This window comes from Serratia sp. CY31944, from assembly GCF_052169175.1.
In the GTDB taxonomy this organism is placed as follows: Bacteria; Pseudomonadota; Gammaproteobacteria; order Enterobacterales; family Enterobacteriaceae; genus Serratia; species Serratia sarumanii.
This window is the reverse complement of the sequence record NZ_JBJNLG010000020.1, coordinates 65,912-80,509: the sequence shown is the minus strand read 5'-3', so window position 1 is coordinate 80,509 and position 14,598 is coordinate 65,912. Positions and strand designations below refer to the sequence as shown.

Genomic DNA, 14,598 nt, shown 5'->3' with positions numbered 1-14,598 from the left:
TATCTTCGTTAACGTTTCAACTCGTCACAGCGTCCCGGAATGGCCGTTGCAGCAGCCAGAACGGCGAGCAGCCCTCTATGGCGGCATAAACTAATCAAATCTGATTTTTTTAGCGAGTTTCAGGCAGATATTGATCCAGGTCACACTGGCAGCAAACCCGACCAGGCTCGTAAATTAAACTGTACGTCTAACGCTTTGGAGTTAAAAATAGCGCCCTTGCAGTAGCCGCGCTTTAGCATTTAATCGATAATTCTTTTCATCAACTTGAAATAAAATAACACCATAGGGATTTGGTTCATGAAAACACCTGAGCTGATTTTATTGCAGTTAAAGGCTCTCGGCCCGCACTCGGCCAAAATGCTGGCGGAGCGTCTGGACATTACGCCGATGGGTATCCGACAACATCTGCAATCCCTGGAAAAACGTGAGTTGGTTTGTTACGAAGAAGCGCGCAGCAAGGTCGGCCGCCCGACGCGCTACTGGTCGCTGACCGAGCGAGGGCATGCCTTTACGGCCGCCGACCAGGAGCGGTTGCGGGCATCCGCGCTGCAGCTGTTTGGCGGCGCCGGGGTGGAACCGTTGCTCAGCGCGCGCGAAGAGCAGCTTTATCTGCGTTATGCCGAAGAGCTGTCCGCCGAGCGTAGCCACCATGATCGGTTAGCCCGACTGGTGCGCCTGCGGCAACATGACGGTTACATGGCTGAATTGCTCGACCACCCGCACGGCGCGCTGCTGGTGGAAAACCACTGCCCGATCGGCGTGGCCGGCTCCAGCTGCAGTAGCCTGTGCAATTCCGAGCTGCAGCTGTTTCACCGCCTGTTCGGCAACGACTACCGGGTAGAGCGCACCGCGCACGCCATTTCCGGCTCACGACATTGTGCTTATTTGATTCGACCACGGGAGCTTTAGAGTATGGCTGAATGGGTAAACGGCAAGGTTACGCAGGTAAAACAATGGACCGACGGGCTGTTCAGCCTGGTGGTCAATGCCCCTATCGATCCTTTCACCGCCGGGCAATTCGCCAAGCTGGCGCTGGAGATCGACGGCGAACGGGTGCAGCGCGCCTACTCCTACGTCAATGCCCCCGACGACGCCAATCTGGAGTTCTATCTGGTCACCGTGCCGGAAGGCAAACTGAGCCCGCGCCTCAATCAACTGCAGCCGGGCTCGGACGTGATGGTAACCAAAGAAGCCGCCGGCTTCTTCGTGCTGGACGAGGTGCCCGACTGCGACACGCTGTGGATGCTGGCGACCGGCACCGCCATCGGCCCCTATTTATCGATTCTGCAGCAGGGCATCGGGCTGGAGCGCTTCAACAACCTGGTGCTGGTGCACGCCGCGCGCTTTGCGCGTGACCTGAGCTACCTGCCGCTGATGCAGCAACTGCAGCAGCGCTACAACGGCAAGCTGCGCATCCAGACCGTCGTCAGCCGCGAAGAGGCGCCCGGTTCATTGACCGGCCGCGTACCGGCGCTGATCGAGGACGGCCGGTTGGAAGCGGCGATCGGCTTGACCATCGACGCCGAAACCAGCCACGTGATGCTGTGCGGCAACCCACAAATGGTGCGGGACACCCAGCAAACGCTGAAAGACCACCGCCAAATGCGCAAGCACCTGCGCCGCAAGCCGGGCCACATCACCAGCGAACACTACTGGTAACCCGAAGGGGATCAGCGGAACTTCACCGGTTCGGCTTCCGGGCCGAACCGGTTATCCCCCGGCGTGCCGACGAAGGCCCCCAGATCGATCATCATCATCACGATAATCAGCGTCGGAATGAAACGCCCGACGCCCCATTGCCAGATCGGCGCCAGCATCTGCCAGTTCCCCGCCGCCAGCATCCACGCCAGGATCAGCAGCAGCGCCCACCAGCCGGCCTTGTTGCGATCGTGCAGGCGCTTGACCAGCACCGCCGCCGTCGGCCACAGCAACGCCACGATAAAGAAGGCGATGGATTGGATGGCGATCAGCTGATAATTGGCCAGCGTAAACGCCGCCGCCATCAGCGCCAACCACAGCCCCATCCAAATCCAGAAGTCGCGCCGCCCGATGCGGCCCTTAAAAGAAAAACACCACTGTTGTAACGTCATCGATTCCTGCGCTCTAAGCCTGCCCATATTCTGCGCCGCAGTGTAACATAGGCGCTGCCGGGCCGAGTTTTCCGCCTTGCATAACGCGGTGCGCCGCACAGCTTTCTCGTCAGCGAACCGATAATGGCGTGGGATCTTTGACAAGCCCCGCGGGTTATCGCTTTAATCGGAGCCATCTTTGTCCTTGATGCCATACGCCATGCTGAGAAAAACCCTCGTCATCGCCTGCCTGCTGCAGGCGGCCGCCAGCGCCTGGGCCGATCCGCCGCCCACCGAAGCGACGCCCGCCGCACCTTACCTGCTGGCCGGGGCGCCGACGTTCGATCTGACGGTGGTCAAATTCCGCGAAAAATACAACCGCGACAACCCGAAGCTGCCGATTGGCGAATTCCGCGCCATTCCCGCCGCCGAAGACGATTCGCCGCTGCTGACGCGCGCCGCCAGCAAACTCAACGAAAACCTGTACGCCTCCACCGCGCTGGAGAAAGGCACCGGTAAAATCAAAACGTTGCAGATCACTCACCTGCCGCTGCAGCAGGCCAATGAAGAAAAAGCCGCGCGCGCCATCGCCATCAGCTACATGGCGGCGCTGATGCGCCAGTTCGAACCGGCGTTGACGGTGGAACAGAGCCAGAACAAGGTGAACAACCTGCTGGAAAAAGGCAAAGGATCGCGCTTTTACCAACAGCAGGTCGGCGCCATTCGCTATGTCGTTTCGGACAACGGCGATAAAGGTGTAACCTTCGCGGTTGAACCGATTAAGCTGGCGCTTTCCGAGCCGTAACGGCGCGGCATTTAATGACGAAAAGCAAAGCCTTCGCGCTTAATGATCTCTATACTGTTGGGCAGGTAAACTGCCGGTCCGGCAGTTGTCATTTCGACTCTCGCGTTCCCTAGTTGGAGGAAAAAACATGCGTCATCCATTAGTTATGGGTAACTGGAAGCTTAACGGCAGCACCCACATGGTCAACGAACTGATCGCCGGCCTGCGCAATGAGCTGAGCAGCGTTGACGGCTGTGGCGTCGCCATCGCCCCGCCGGTGATGTATCTGGATCAGGCCAAGCACGCGCTGGCCGGCAGCCGCATCGCGCTGGGCGCGCAGAACGTGGACGTTAACCTGTCCGGCGCCTTCACCGGTGAAGTTTCCGCCAACATGCTGAAAGACGTCGGTGCCCAGTACATCATCATCGGCCACTCCGAGCGCCGCACCTACCACAAAGAAAGCGACGAAGTCATCGCCGAGAAATTCGCCGTGCTGAAAGAAGCCGGCCTGATCCCGGTGCTGTGCATCGGTGAAACCGAAGCGGAAAACGCCGCGGGCAAAACCGAAGAAGTGTGCGCGCGCCAGATCGACGCCGTGCTGAAAACGCTGGGCGCACCGGCGATGAAAGGCACCGTGATCGCCTATGAGCCGGTCTGGGCCATCGGCACCGGCAAATCCGCTACCCCTGCGCAGGCGCAGGCCGTGCACAAATTTATCCGTGACCACATCGCCAAGCACGATGCCGCAGTTGCCGCTGAAATCATCATCCAGTACGGCGGTTCGGTGAACGACAAGAACGCCGCAGAGCTGTTCTCTCAGCCGGACATCGACGGCGCGCTGGTTGGCGGCGCCTCGCTGAAAGCCGACGCTTTCGCCGTGATCGTCAAAGCCGCTGCCGCAGCGAAAAAAGCCTGATTCCCTTAGGCCTGCCATAAAAAAACCCCGGCAAGCCGGGGTTTTTTATTGCCGCTCAACCGGCATCAGCGTTTGCTTATCTCGTCGAACACGCCGCCGGTGGCGAAGTGCACCTTCTGCGCTTCGGTCCAGCCGCCGAAGGTGTCATCCACGGTGAACAGCTTCAGCTGCGGGAACTGCCCGGCAAACTTGGCCGCCACCGCCGCATCGCGCGGACGGTAATAGTGTTGCGCCGCGATGGTCTGCCCTTCCGGCGAATACAGATACTTCAGGTAGGCGGTCGCCACGTCGCGGGTACCGCGTTTATCGACCACCTTATCCACCACCGACACCGTCGGTTCGGCCAGGATCGATTCGCTCGGCGTAATAATCTCGAACTTGTCTTTGCCGAGCTCTTTCTCCGCCAGCAGCGCTTCGTTTTCCCAGGCGATCAGCACATCGCCGATGCCGCGCTCAACGAAGGTGTTGGTCGCGCCGCGCGCGCCGGAATCCAGCACTTCAACGTTCTTGTACAGGTTTTTGACGAAGTCCTGCGCCTTGGCCTTATCGTTGTTATTGTGGTGCAACGCGTAACCCCAGGCGGCCAGGTAGTTCCAGCGGGCGCCGCCGGAGGTTTTCGGGTTCGGGGTGATCACCGACACGCCCGGCTTGATCAAATCGGGCCAGTCGTGAATTTGTTTCGGGTTGCCTTTGCGCACCAGGAAGACGATGGTCGAGGTGTAAGGCGCCGAGTTGTCCGGCAGGCGCTTGATCCAGTCTTTCTCGATGCGCCCGCGTTCGGCGATGGCGTCGACGTCATAAGCTAACGCCAGCGTCACCACGTCGGCCTCGATGCCGTTGATCACCGAGGTCGCCTGTTTGCCGGATCCGCCATGCGACTGGCGCACCGTCACCTTGTCGCCGGTTTCCGCCTGATAGTGCTTGCTGAATGCCGTGTTGTAAGCCTGATAGAACTCACGCGTCGGATCGTATGACACGTTCAGCAACTGAATATCCTTCGCCATGGCGCCGGACGCCAACAGCACCAATGTCAGACCTACACCCCATTTACGCATCGACAGGCTCTCCCAGAAAATTAAGCGCAACCTCAATCGGTTGGTTTAGCATCAGAGCCTGCCAGAAACTTTCCCGGCAATTAAAGAATAAAAAATTTTGGGATAGATGATTACGGAATATATCGCCGGCGGGCATCAAAAAGCCCCCGCAAGCGGAGGCTCTTTTGTCGTGCGGTGAGCGGCGTATCAGTACAGTTTTTTCGCCGTTTCCAGCCAGTCGCCCTTGAACGGACGCTTCATGTTTTCGATCGCGTCGATGATGTCGTGGTGCACCATTTTTTCGTTCTGGATACCGACGCAGCGGCCGCCGTAGCCCTGCAGCAGCAGCTCGATGGCGTAGGCGCCCATGCGCGAGGCCAGGATGCGGTCGTAGGCAACCGGTGAACCGCCGCGTTGAATGTGGCCCAGCACGGTGGCGCGGGTTTCACGCTTGGTTTCCTGCTCGATGTGGCGCGCCAGCTCATCGATGTCGCAGATGTGCTCGGTGATCGCCACGATGGCGTGTTTTTTACCCTTGGCGATACCGGCCTTGATTTCGCACACCAGGTCTTCGCGGTTGAATTCGATTTCAGGCAGCACGATGAATTCGCAACCGCCGGCAATCGCCGCCGCCAGCGTCAGATCGCCGCAGTAACGGCCCATCACTTCCACGATGGAGATACGCTGGTGCGAAGAGGAGGTATCGCGCAGGCGGTCAATCGCTTCCACCACGGTTTCCAGCGCGGTGAAGTAACCGATGGTGTAGTCGGTGCCGGCAACGTCGTTATCGATGGTGCCCGGCAGACCGATGCACGGGAAGCCTTCTTCCGTCAGGCGTTTGGCGCCCATGTAGGAACCGTCGCCGCCGATCACCACCAGCGCGTCGATGCCGCGATTCTTCAGGTTTTCAATCGCCTTGGCGCGCACGTTTTCATCCCTGAACTCCGGGAAGCGGGCAGAGCCGAGGAAGGTGCCGCCGCGGTTGATCATGTCGGACACGCTATAGCGGTCCAGCTGCTCCATGCGATCTTCGTACAAGCCAAGGTAGCCATCGTAAATACCAAAAACTTCCAGACCTTCTGAAAGCGCAGAACGCACAACGCCGCGGATTGCAGCGTTCATACCCGGCGAATCACCGCCGCTCGTCAGTACACCGATTTTCTTGATCATGACTACCTCTGAACTGTGTAGATGCAATTTCTTAAGAATTCTGTCTCCGCCGATCGTCTTGAAACCTCTCCGGCTGCAGAAAACCAGCTTTACGGCTTATTGCTGGATATTATATCAAAAACACCCAGCTGAATTGATTCAAGTCACGCAATATAACGGTAAAAATACCGCATGGCACGCTGAGCTAACTCAGATATTCATGATAATACTTCGATCTGTGCCTCTATCTGATTATAGCTCCCAATGCCCCTGCCTACCCGGCGGCACCACGGAGCACGGATCCAGGTGAATGATGACGTCCGCCCCCGCAAAACGGTGCCGCAGCGCCTGTTCCACCTGATCGGCCAACCGGTGCGCCTCGCGCAGCGGCAGCGTGTCTTCCATCTCCAGATGCAGTTGGATGAAACGCGTCGGCCCCGACTGCCGCGTGCGCAGATCGTGCGCGCCTTTCACCCCGGGCCAGGAGGAAACCACCTCGATAATCGCCTGGCGTTCGTCATCCGGCAACGCCCGATCCAGCAGCGACTGCACCGCTTCGTAGCCCATGCGCAGCGCGCTATACAGGATGTAAACGCCGATGCCCAGCGCGAACAGCGCGTCTGCCCGCCGGAAGCCGTACCAGCTTAGCCCAAGAGCGATAAGAATAGCACCATTCATCATGACATCTGACTGATAATGCAGCATATCTGCACGCACCGCCTGGCTGCGCGTTTTTCTGACCACCCAACGTTGATAGGTGACCAGAATCAGGGTGCTGATCAACGCGATCACCGTCACGACGACCCCAACGCCGGGATCGCGCAGCGTTTGCGGCGCATACAAATGCTGGAAGCCGGTGAGGAACAGAAACAGGGCGGAGCCGGAAATAAACATGCTTTGCGCCAGCGCCGCCAGCGATTCCGCTTTGCCGTGGCCAAAGGTGTGCTCGGCATCGGCCGGCTGCAGCGAATAACGCACCACCAGAAGGTTGGTCAGCGAGGCGGCAATATCGACCAGCGAATCTACCAGCGCCGCCAGCAGGCTGACCGAACCGGTGTGGTACCAGGCGACGATTTTGATCAACAGCAGTGACGACGCCAGCGCGGTAGCGGCCAACGCAGCGGACTTTACCAGGCGTGCATAGCGCTGTTCCATCAAGGGATCCCGGTCAAAAGGTGTGGCGCTCAATATAGCGAAATGTCGGATAAAAAAAACCCCGCCATCATGGCGGGGAAGACAGGGATGGTGTCTATGGCAAGGAAAAACAGGGGACTACTCAGTCGTACTTCACTTCTGGGCAGAAGCTTGCTGCAAACCAGAAATTTGTTGCTCCATCTGCTGCATACGCTGCTGATGTTTCTGGTCTAAAACACTTTTTTGCTCTGGCGTCAGCAGGTTATACATTTGGTTGCGCACCCGGGCCATTTCGACCTGGCGCTTGACCTGCTGTTGGGCCATCTTTTCCGCCTGGGCATACACGGCGGCTTCGTCAAATTTCTCTGCGGTCACCAGTTTATGCATGGCTTCCATTTCAGCTACATTGACACCAGGCAGATCGTGCCGGGCCTGGCGCATCAAATCGCGCATTTGCTGGCGCTGCTGTTCGCTGAGGCTGACACCGTCGAACATATGGTGTTGGCCGGGTATTCGGGTCATCGCGTCGTTGCCGGGAGGTTGGGCTGTGTCCGGTATAGTGTCGGCAGCGAAGGCAGCGGTCGAACCAATTGCCAGCAGTGATGCCATAACTAATGCGGTCACCTTACGCATTTCAACTCCTCAAGCTTTCTCACTTTGCGAATCAACGAGGAGCAGTGTACCGCTACACCTGAAAACCTGCGTCAGTGCATGTAAAACTACGTAAAGTCATGGAATGGCAACAGTTGATGACGTATTTTGCGTCTGGAGGTAAATCATAATGAACAAGATTCTGTTAGTTGACGACGACCGCGAGTTGACCTCGCTGTTAAAAGAACTGCTTGAAATGGAAGGTTTTAATATCGTCGTCGCGCACGATGGCGAGCAGGCGTTGTCGCTGCTGGACAGCTCCGTCGATCTGCTGCTGCTCGACATCATGATGCCGAAGAAAAACGGCATCGATACGCTGAAAGAACTGCGCCAACATCACCAGACGCCGGTCATCATGCTGACCGCGCGCGGCAGCGAACTGGACCGCGTGCTGGGCCTGGAGCTGGGCGCCGATGATTACCTGCCGAAACCCTTTAACGATCGCGAGCTGGTCGCGCGCATTCGCGCCATTCTGCGCCGTTCCAACTGGAGCGAACAGCAGCAGCAGGTCGACAGCGGCGCCCCGACGCTGGATGTCGATGGCCTGCAGCTGAACCCCGGTCGCCAGGAGGCCAGCTTCGACGGCCAGGTGCTGGATCTGACCGGCACCGAATTCACCCTGCTTTACCTGCTGGCGCAGCATCTCGGCCAGGTGGTGTCGCGCGAACTGCTGAGCCAAGAAGTGCTGGGCAAACGCCTGACCCCGTTCGATCGCGCCATCGACATGCACATCTCCAACCTGCGGCGTAAGCTGCCGGATCGCAAAGACGGGCATCCGTGGTTCAAAACCCTGCGCGGGCGTGGTTATTTGATGGTATCTGCAACATGATCAACAGTTTGACGGCACGCATCTTCGCCATTTTCTGGTTCACGTTAGCCCTGGTGCTAATGTTGGTGCTGATGGTGCCCAAGCTCGACTCCCGCCAAATGACCTCGCTGCTCGACAGCGAACAGCGGCAGGGATTGATGCTGGAACAGCACGTCGAGGCCGAGTTGCAAAACGATCCGGCCAACGATTTGATGTGGTGGCGCCGCCTGTTCCGCGCCATCGACAAATGGGCGCCGCCGGGCCAACGCCTGCTGCTGGTCACCAGCGAAGGCCGGGTGATCGGCGCGCAGCGCAATGAAATGCAGATCGTCCGCAACTTCATCGGCCAATCCGACAACTCGGATCATCCGAAGAAGAAAAAGTACGGCCGCGTCGAGCTGGTAGGGCCGTTCGCGGTGCGCGACGGCGAAGACAACTACCAGCTGTACCTGATCCGTCCCGCCAACAGCCCGCAATCCGATTTCATCAACCTGATGTTCGACCGGCCGCTGCTGCTGCTGATCGTCACCATGCTGATCAGCGCCCCGCTGCTGCTGTGGCTGGCCTGGAGCCTGGCGAAACCGGCGCGCAAACTGAAAAACGCCGCCGATGAAGTAGCGCGCGGCAACCTGAAGCAGCATCCGGAACTGGAGGCCGGCCCGCAGGAATTCCTGGCCACCGGCGCCAGCTTCAACCAGATGGTCAGCGCGCTGGAACGCATGATGAATGCTCAGCAACGCCTGATATCGGACATCTCGCACGAGCTGCGCACGCCGCTGACGCGCCTGCAGCTGGCCACCGCGCTGATGCGCCGCCGCCACGGCGAAGGCCACGAACTGGCGCGCATCGAAACCGAAGCGCAGCGGCTGGATTCGATGATCAACGATCTGCTGGCGCTGTCGCGCGGTCAGCAGAAGAGCGAGCTGGCGCGCGAGCAGCTGAAGGCCAACGAACTGTGGGCCGACGTGCTGGACAACGCCCGTTTCGAAGCGGAACAGATGGGCAAGCAGTTGGAGATCACCGCGCCGCCCGGCCCATGGACGCTGTTTGGCAACGCGAGCGCGCTGGACAGCGCGTTGGAAAACATCGTGCGCAACGCCCTGCGTTATTCGCACACCCGCATCGCCGTGGCGTTCAGCGCCGACAATCAGGGCGTGACCATCCAGGTTGACGACGACGGCCCCGGCGTCAGCGCCGAAGACCGCGAGCAGATCTTCCGTCCGTTCTATCGCACCGACGAGGCGCGCGACCGCGAATCCGGCGGCACCGGCCTCGGCCTGGCAATAGTCGAGGCGGCTATCAACCAGCATCGCGGCTGGGTGAAGGCCGAAGACAGCCCGCTTGGCGGCCTGCGGTTGGTGCTGTGGCTGCCGCTGCATCATCAACGTCTGTCGACTAAGACAGAACAGTAAGAGTTTGCTATCCTGCGCCCCTCGTTCACGAGGGGCCTGCAACATGCTGAACATCGTTTTATTTGAACCCGAAATTCCACCCAACACCGGCAATATCATCCGCCTGTGCGCCAATACCGGCTTTAACCTGCACCTGATCGAACCGCTGGGTTTCCCGTGGGACGACAAGCGCCTGCGCCGCGCCGGGCTGGACTACCATGAGTTCACCCGCGTCAGCCGTCATGCCGATTACGCCGCCTTTCTCGCCGCCGAAAAGCCGCAACGGCTGTTTGCCCTCACCACCAAAGGCACGCCGGCGCACAGCGCCGTCAGCTATCAGGCCGGCGACTACCTGCTGTTCGGCCCGGAAACGCGCGGGTTACCCGCCGATATCCTCGATGCGCTGCCTGCGCAGCAAAAAATCCGCATCCCGATGCAGGCGCAAAGCCGCAGCATGAACCTGTCGAATGCCGTCTCGGTGGTCGTGTATGAGGCCTGGCGGCAGTTGGACTATGCCGGCGCGCTGATCAAGGCGTAATCCGCGACGACGCGCCATACTGAAAGGGTCATCCTCTCCAGAGCACGGCACATGGCTTTCGTCGCAGATATTGTCACCCAGCTTCGCCGGCTTGAGCCGGCGCTGAACGAGGCGCTGTTGCGGCTGCAACAGGCGCAAGACACCGAAGCGCTGCACGACTTGCGCGTCTGTCTGCGCCGCATTCGCAGCCTGCTGCGCCCGTTGCGCGGCTGCCCCGGCGCAACGCGGCTCGATCGGGCCGCCGCCGAGTTGGGCAGGCTCACGACGCCGCTGCGCGATCTCGAGGTGCTGATCGCCGAACTGGCGCGCCATCGCCTGGATTGGCAGGCCAACGTGCGCCAGAGCGATCTTCAGGCCCGCTACCGTCAACTGCTCGCCCATCCGCAGATCATCGACTTTCCCTCGCTGTTGCACGCCTGGCCGCGCCGCTTCCGCCGCACCGCGCGACGCACCGCCAAACACCGCCTGAACCGACGCCTGCAGCGCCAGCAACAGCAATTGCGCCGGGCATTGGCCGATACCGGCTACGATCGCCACCGCCTGCGGCTGCTGATAAAGCGCCTGCGCTACGCGGCCGAAGCCTATCCGCGACGCCTTCCCCTCTCTCCCGCCGCGATGGCGGGCCTCAAGGCGGCGCAAAGCGCCCTCGGCGACTGGCACGATCGTGAGGTCTGGTGCCTGCAGGCAGAACATCAGGCGGATCTCTGGCCCTTGTTGCCCCGGTGGCAAGCTGAGCAACGCCAGACGCTGGCCAAGGCGGACGACTTGCTCGCCGCCTTATCATCGGCGCTGGCGGCGAAAACCGGCGGCGCATCACGATCCTGAAAAAAGGCCGCGGCAGGGCACGCCCGGCCCCGAAAATGCCCGATGAGGCGTAGATAATGCGCTATGTTTTGTAAGGGTAATCACCACTCATCATAGGAAACCATATGAAGAAACAACGCTTGAGCGTTGCCATGGCGGTTCTGGCAGCGGGCCTGTTGCTGGCGGGTTGTTCGTCCAAAGTCACCCAAACGTCGCAGTATTCGGGCTTCTTGTCCGATTACAGCAAACTGCAGGAAACCACCTCGCCAAGCGGCCATAAAACGCTGCGCTGGATAGATCCAAGCTACAAGGAATCCAACTATCGCGGCCTCTATTTCCAACCGGTGGTCTATTTCCCGGCGGAGAAACCCACGGCGCGCGTCAGCCAGGACACGCTGAACAAGATTAAGACCTACGCGACCCAGCGGATCAAAACCGCGCTGCAGAACCGCTTCACCATTCTGCCAAGCCCGACGGGCTCGCGCGTGCTGGTGGCCAAGCTCGCCATCACCGCCGTTTCCGCCGAAAATGAAGACATGAAATTCTATGAGGTGGTGCCGGTCGCCGCGGTGGTCGCCAGCACCATGGCTGCTACCGGGCACCGGACGCAAAATACCGCGCTGTATATCGAAGGCGAGCTGATCGACCAAGATACCGGTAAAACGGTGATGGAAGTGGTACGCAAGGCCTACGGCAAAACCGTCAACAACGACAGCACGCCGGTCACGGCGGATGACGTCAAGGCGGCGATCGACGACATCGTCACCGATATCACCAACTTCCCGAAACAGGGCTGACCGCCGCCTGAAAAACACAGAGGGAGCCGAAGCTCCCCCTGAATGGCTGCACAGACGGCGCTCAAATGCCGTCGCCGTACTCGAAGCCGTGATTGGTGCCGTTAAAGTATTGGTCCATATCCATCGACGGCGTATCGCTCTCCGGCCGCCCGACGATGCGCGCCGGCACGCCGGCGGCGGTGGTGTGCGGCGGTATCGCCTGCAAGACCACCGAGCCCGCGCCGATCTTCGCGCCCTTGCCCACTTCGATATTGCCGAGAATTTTGGCGCCGGCGCCAATCATCACCCCTTCGCGGATTTTCGGGTGACGGTCGCCGCTGGTTTTACCTGTACCGCCCAGGGTGACCGACTGCAGGATAGAGACATTGTTCTCCACCACCGCCGTCTCACCGATCACGATGCCGGTGGCATGGTCGAGCATGATGCCGCAGCCGATGGTCGCCGCCGGGTGGATGTCCACGCCGAAGGCGACGGAAATTTGATTTTGCAGGTAGATAGCCAGCGCTTGCCGCCCTTGCTGCCACAGCCAGTGACCGATGCGGTAAGCCTGCAGCGCATGGAACCCTTTCAGGTAAAGCAGCGGCGTGGAGTATTTATCGACCGCCGGGTCGCGCAGCCGTACCGCGAGGATATCGCGCGCCGCCGACACGATCATCTGGTTGTCGGACTTGTAGGCCTCTTCCACCACCTCGCGCACCGCGATGGCGGGCATGATCGGTGTCGCCAGCTTGTTGGCCAGCATATAGCTGAGCGCGCTGCCCAGGTTCTCGTGCTTGAGCAACGTCGCATGGAAAAAGCTGGCCAGCATCGGTTCACAATCAGCCAGTGCTCGCGCTTCTGATTTAATGCTGTTCCAGACCTGTTCCAACTCTTCTGACGACATCACATTCCCCTCTGCCTTGCCAAACGGGCCGCTTCACACGGTAGCGCGAAGCGGCCCAGGTCATTAGCGGGGTCAGCATGCTGCCCCGACATATCGTTTTATGTCACGCGCTGGGTTTTTCGTCCTTTCGGGCTCGCCCCAGCAGGCTCAGCGCCGCTTCGCGGGCGTCTTTATGGCAGTAAAGCACCTGATAAATCTGTTCGGTGATCGGCATTTCCACACCGTGCCGCTGCGCCAGCGCCAACACCTCTTTGGTATTGCGATAGCCCTCGACCACCTGACCGATGCTGTCCTGCGCTTCCTGCACGCCTTTGCCCTGCCCCAGCATAATGCCGAAGCGGCGGTTGCGCGATTGGTTGTCCGTGCAGGTTAGCACCAGATCCCCCAGCCCCGCCATGCCCATGAACGTCGAAGGATCGGCGCCGAGCGCAGAACCCAGACGGCTCATTTCCGCCAGCCCGCGTGTAATCAACGCGGTGCGGGCGTTGGCGCCAAAACCGATGCCGTCGGACATGCCGGCGCCAATGGCGATCACGTTCTTCACCGCGCCGCCAAGCTGCACGCCGATGAAATCGGGATTGCTGTAGACGCGGAAGCTCTTGCCGCAGTGCAACAGCTGTTGCAGATCGTCGGCGAACTGCGCATCGGTCGCCGCCAGCGCGATCGCCGTCGGCAGGCCGGCGGCCAGCTCTTTGGCGAACGTCGGCCCGGAGAGCACCGCCAGCGGGATCGCCTCGCCCAACGCTTCACGCGCCACGTCCTGCAGCAACCGGCCGGTTTCCGCTTCCAGCCCCTTGGTAGCCCACACGATGCGGGCGTCCGGGCGCAGATGCGGCTTCAGCTGGCGCAGCACGTCGCCGAACACGTGGCTCGGCACCACCACCAGCACGTCGCGGCTGGCCGCCAGCGCCCGCGCCAAATCGGCTTCAAGCAGCAGGGTATCGGGGAAGGGAACGTCGGGCAGAAACGCCTGATTGCAGCGATCTTGCTGCAACGTTTGAACTTGCGCGGGGTTATGTCCCCACAGCACCACGGTGTGGCCGTTACGCGCCAGCGTAATGGCCAATGCGGTGCCGTACGAGCCGGCACCGATGACAGTCATTGAAGCATTGACGGTGTTCATCAGGCATCCTGATGTGGTGCGGCACCTTCGCCTTCCGCCTGCTGCTGCAGATAGTTCATGAACAGCGCGTCAAAGTTGACCGGTGCCAGGTTCAGCTGCGGGAACGTACCGCGGGAAACCAGGCTGGTGATGCACTCGCGCGCATACGGGAACAGGATGTTCGGGCAGTATGCGCCCAGGCAATGCGCCAGCTGCGTGCCTTCGATGCCTGCTACCGAGAAGATGCCCGCCTGTTGCACTTCGCACAGGAACGCGGTCTCTTCGCCCAGGGTCGCCGTCACGGTTACGCGCAGTACCACTTCATACACTTCGTCAGCCAGCTGGCTGGACGCGGTATCCAGATCAAGTTTAACTTCCGGCTGCCATTCCTGCTGGAAAACCTGCGGCGCATTCGGCGCTTCGAAAGAGATGTCCTTGGTATAAATACGTTGGATCTGGAAAGCCATTTCGGTGCTGTTTTGTTCTGACATGTGAGTAATACCCTTGGTTAAACGTCCTTATTGACACTCGGTGAACC

The 14,598-nt window shown here is 60.1% G+C and carries 17 protein-coding genes; 9 read left to right on the top strand and 8 right to left on the bottom strand.

Annotated features, from left to right (window positions below; translation table 11 throughout):
• The first annotated feature begins 297 nt into the window (after positions 1-297).
• On the top strand, positions 298-909 hold the full coding sequence (locus ACJ8IN_RS19520; protein WP_039569507.1) for a helix-turn-helix transcriptional regulator: 612 nt from the start codon (positions 298-300) through the stop codon (positions 907-909).
• Positions 910-912: 3 nt separating this feature from the next.
• Positions 913-1,659, top strand: a complete 747-nt coding sequence (gene fpr, locus ACJ8IN_RS19515; protein ID WP_033636442.1) for a ferredoxin--NADP(+) reductase — start codon at positions 913-915, stop codon at positions 1,657-1,659.
• Positions 1,660-1,670: 11 nt separating this feature from the next.
• On the opposite strand, the gene ACJ8IN_RS19510 is transcribed toward fpr, so the two are convergent.
• Positions 1,671-2,090, bottom strand: a complete 420-nt coding sequence (locus ACJ8IN_RS19510) for a DUF805 domain-containing protein (RefSeq protein ID WP_033639143.1) — start codon at positions 2,088-2,090, stop codon at positions 1,671-1,673.
• 199 nt (positions 2,091-2,289) lie between these two features.
• Between ACJ8IN_RS19510 and ACJ8IN_RS19505 the strand changes: the two genes are divergently transcribed.
• A complete protein-coding gene (locus ACJ8IN_RS19505) occupies positions 2,290-2,874 on the top strand; it encodes a DUF1454 family protein (RefSeq protein ID WP_047570043.1) in 585 nt (194 codons plus the stop codon).
• Between the two features lie 127 nt (positions 2,875-3,001).
• Positions 3,002-3,769, top strand: a complete 768-nt coding sequence (tpiA, locus tag ACJ8IN_RS19500) for a triose-phosphate isomerase (RefSeq protein ID WP_004931113.1) — start codon at positions 3,002-3,004, stop codon at positions 3,767-3,769.
• Between the two features lie 65 nt (positions 3,770-3,834).
• Here tpiA and ACJ8IN_RS19495 read toward each other — a convergent pair whose 3' ends face one another.
• The 4 genes from ACJ8IN_RS19495 to cpxP form a co-directional block, all read right to left on the bottom strand.
• Entirely contained in the window at positions 3,835-4,824 is a 990-nt protein-coding gene (locus tag ACJ8IN_RS19495) for a sulfate ABC transporter substrate-binding protein (RefSeq protein WP_033636447.1), read from the bottom strand.
• 186 nt (positions 4,825-5,010) lie between these two features.
• Positions 5,011-5,973: a 6-phosphofructokinase gene (pfkA, locus tag ACJ8IN_RS19490; protein ID WP_004931116.1), complete on the bottom strand. Its 963-nt coding sequence runs from the start codon at positions 5,971-5,973 to the stop codon at positions 5,011-5,013.
• A 231-nt stretch (positions 5,974-6,204) separates the two neighbouring features.
• Positions 6,205-7,107 carry a CDF family cation-efflux transporter FieF gene (fieF, locus tag ACJ8IN_RS19485; protein ID WP_047570041.1) on the bottom strand — a complete coding sequence of 301 codons (903 nt, stop codon included), beginning with the start codon at positions 7,105-7,107 and terminating at the stop codon, positions 6,205-6,207.
• Between the two features lie 132 nt (positions 7,108-7,239).
• Positions 7,240-7,719 carry a cell-envelope stress modulator CpxP gene (gene cpxP / locus ACJ8IN_RS19480; protein WP_004931122.1) on the bottom strand — a complete coding sequence of 160 codons (480 nt, stop codon included), beginning with the start codon at positions 7,717-7,719 and terminating at the stop codon, positions 7,240-7,242.
• A 148-nt stretch (positions 7,720-7,867) separates the two neighbouring features.
• Between cpxP and cpxR the strand changes: the two genes are divergently transcribed.
• From cpxR to ACJ8IN_RS19455, 5 genes are all read left to right on the top strand, one after another.
• Entirely contained in the window at positions 7,868-8,566 is a 699-nt protein-coding gene (gene cpxR / locus ACJ8IN_RS19475; RefSeq protein ID WP_004931124.1) for an envelope stress response regulator transcription factor CpxR, read from the top strand.
• Positions 8,563-9,957, top strand: coding sequence for an envelope stress sensor histidine kinase CpxA (gene cpxA / locus ACJ8IN_RS19470; RefSeq protein ID WP_033636450.1), 1,395 nt, complete (start codon positions 8,563-8,565; stop codon positions 9,955-9,957). The genes cpxR and cpxA overlap by 4 nt, the downstream gene beginning before the upstream one ends.
• A 43-nt stretch (positions 9,958-10,000) precedes the next feature.
• Complete coding sequence (trmL, locus tag ACJ8IN_RS19465; RefSeq protein WP_033636451.1) at positions 10,001-10,474, top strand: tRNA (uridine(34)/cytosine(34)/5-carboxymethylaminomethyluridine(34)-2'-O)-methyltransferase TrmL; 474 nt, start codon at positions 10,001-10,003, stop codon at positions 10,472-10,474.
• A gap of 51 nt (positions 10,475-10,525) precedes the next feature.
• Complete coding sequence (locus ACJ8IN_RS19460; RefSeq protein WP_060431541.1) at positions 10,526-11,299, top strand: CHAD domain-containing protein; 774 nt, start codon at positions 10,526-10,528, stop codon at positions 11,297-11,299.
• Between the two features lie 104 nt (positions 11,300-11,403).
• Positions 11,404-12,075 carry a DUF3313 domain-containing protein gene (locus ACJ8IN_RS19455; RefSeq protein ID WP_033654532.1) on the top strand — a complete coding sequence of 224 codons (672 nt, stop codon included), beginning with the start codon at positions 11,404-11,406 and terminating at the stop codon, positions 12,073-12,075.
• A gap of 61 nt (positions 12,076-12,136) precedes the next feature.
• On the opposite strand, the gene cysE is transcribed toward ACJ8IN_RS19455, so the two are convergent.
• The 3 genes from cysE to secB all read right to left on the bottom strand — a co-directional run bounded on the left by cysE (position 12,137) and on the right by secB (position 14,551).
• Complete coding sequence (gene cysE / locus ACJ8IN_RS19450; protein ID WP_004931135.1) at positions 12,137-12,958, bottom strand: serine O-acetyltransferase; 822 nt, start codon at positions 12,956-12,958, stop codon at positions 12,137-12,139.
• Positions 12,959-13,061: 103 nt separating this feature from the next.
• On the bottom strand, positions 13,062-14,081 hold the full coding sequence (gene gpsA, locus ACJ8IN_RS19445) for an NAD(P)H-dependent glycerol-3-phosphate dehydrogenase (protein ID WP_033636456.1): 1,020 nt from the start codon (positions 14,079-14,081) through the stop codon (positions 13,062-13,064).
• Positions 14,081-14,551 (bottom strand): protein-export chaperone SecB, encoded by a 471-nt coding sequence (gene secB / locus ACJ8IN_RS19440; protein ID WP_004931139.1) that lies wholly within the window; start codon positions 14,549-14,551, stop codon positions 14,081-14,083. The genes gpsA and secB overlap by 1 nt, the downstream gene beginning before the upstream one ends.
• Between the last annotated feature and the right edge of the window lie 47 nt (positions 14,552-14,598).

Excerpts from the sequence above, each read along its gene's own strand:
- ACJ8IN_RS19520 (WP_039569507.1), top strand. The coding sequence starts at position 298 with ATGAAAACACCTGAGCTGATTTTATTGCAGTTAAAGGCTCTCGGCCCG.
- fpr (WP_033636442.1), top strand. The coding sequence starts at position 913 with ATGGCTGAATGGGTAAACGGCAAGGTTACGCAGGTAAAACAATGGACC.
- ACJ8IN_RS19510 (WP_033639143.1), bottom strand. The coding sequence starts at position 2,090 with ATGACGTTACAACAGTGGTGTTTTTCTTTTAAGGGCCGCATCGGGCGG.
- ACJ8IN_RS19505 (WP_047570043.1), top strand. The coding sequence starts at position 2,290 with ATGCTGAGAAAAACCCTCGTCATCGCCTGCCTGCTGCAGGCGGCCGCC.
- tpiA (WP_004931113.1), top strand. The coding sequence starts at position 3,002 with ATGCGTCATCCATTAGTTATGGGTAACTGGAAGCTTAACGGCAGCACC.
- ACJ8IN_RS19495 (WP_033636447.1), bottom strand. The coding sequence starts at position 4,824 with ATGCGTAAATGGGGTGTAGGTCTGACATTGGTGCTGTTGGCGTCCGGC.
- pfkA (WP_004931116.1), bottom strand. The coding sequence starts at position 5,973 with ATGATCAAGAAAATCGGTGTACTGACGAGCGGCGGTGATTCGCCGGGT.
- fieF (WP_047570041.1), bottom strand. The coding sequence starts at position 7,107 with ATGGAACAGCGCTATGCACGCCTGGTAAAGTCCGCTGCGTTGGCCGCT.
- cpxP (WP_004931122.1), bottom strand. The coding sequence starts at position 7,719 with ATGCGTAAGGTGACCGCATTAGTTATGGCATCACTGCTGGCAATTGGT.
- cpxR (WP_004931124.1), top strand. The coding sequence starts at position 7,868 with ATGAACAAGATTCTGTTAGTTGACGACGACCGCGAGTTGACCTCGCTG.
- cpxA (WP_033636450.1), top strand. The coding sequence starts at position 8,563 with ATGATCAACAGTTTGACGGCACGCATCTTCGCCATTTTCTGGTTCACG.
- trmL (WP_033636451.1), top strand. The coding sequence starts at position 10,001 with ATGCTGAACATCGTTTTATTTGAACCCGAAATTCCACCCAACACCGGC.
- ACJ8IN_RS19460 (WP_060431541.1), top strand. The coding sequence starts at position 10,526 with ATGGCTTTCGTCGCAGATATTGTCACCCAGCTTCGCCGGCTTGAGCCG.
- ACJ8IN_RS19455 (WP_033654532.1), top strand. The coding sequence starts at position 11,404 with ATGAAGAAACAACGCTTGAGCGTTGCCATGGCGGTTCTGGCAGCGGGC.
- cysE (WP_004931135.1), bottom strand. The coding sequence starts at position 12,958 with ATGTCGTCAGAAGAGTTGGAACAGGTCTGGAACAGCATTAAATCAGAA.
- gpsA (WP_033636456.1), bottom strand. The coding sequence starts at position 14,081 with ATGAACACCGTCAATGCTTCAATGACTGTCATCGGTGCCGGCTCGTAC.
- secB (WP_004931139.1), bottom strand. The coding sequence starts at position 14,551 with ATGTCAGAACAAAACAGCACCGAAATGGCTTTCCAGATCCAACGTATT.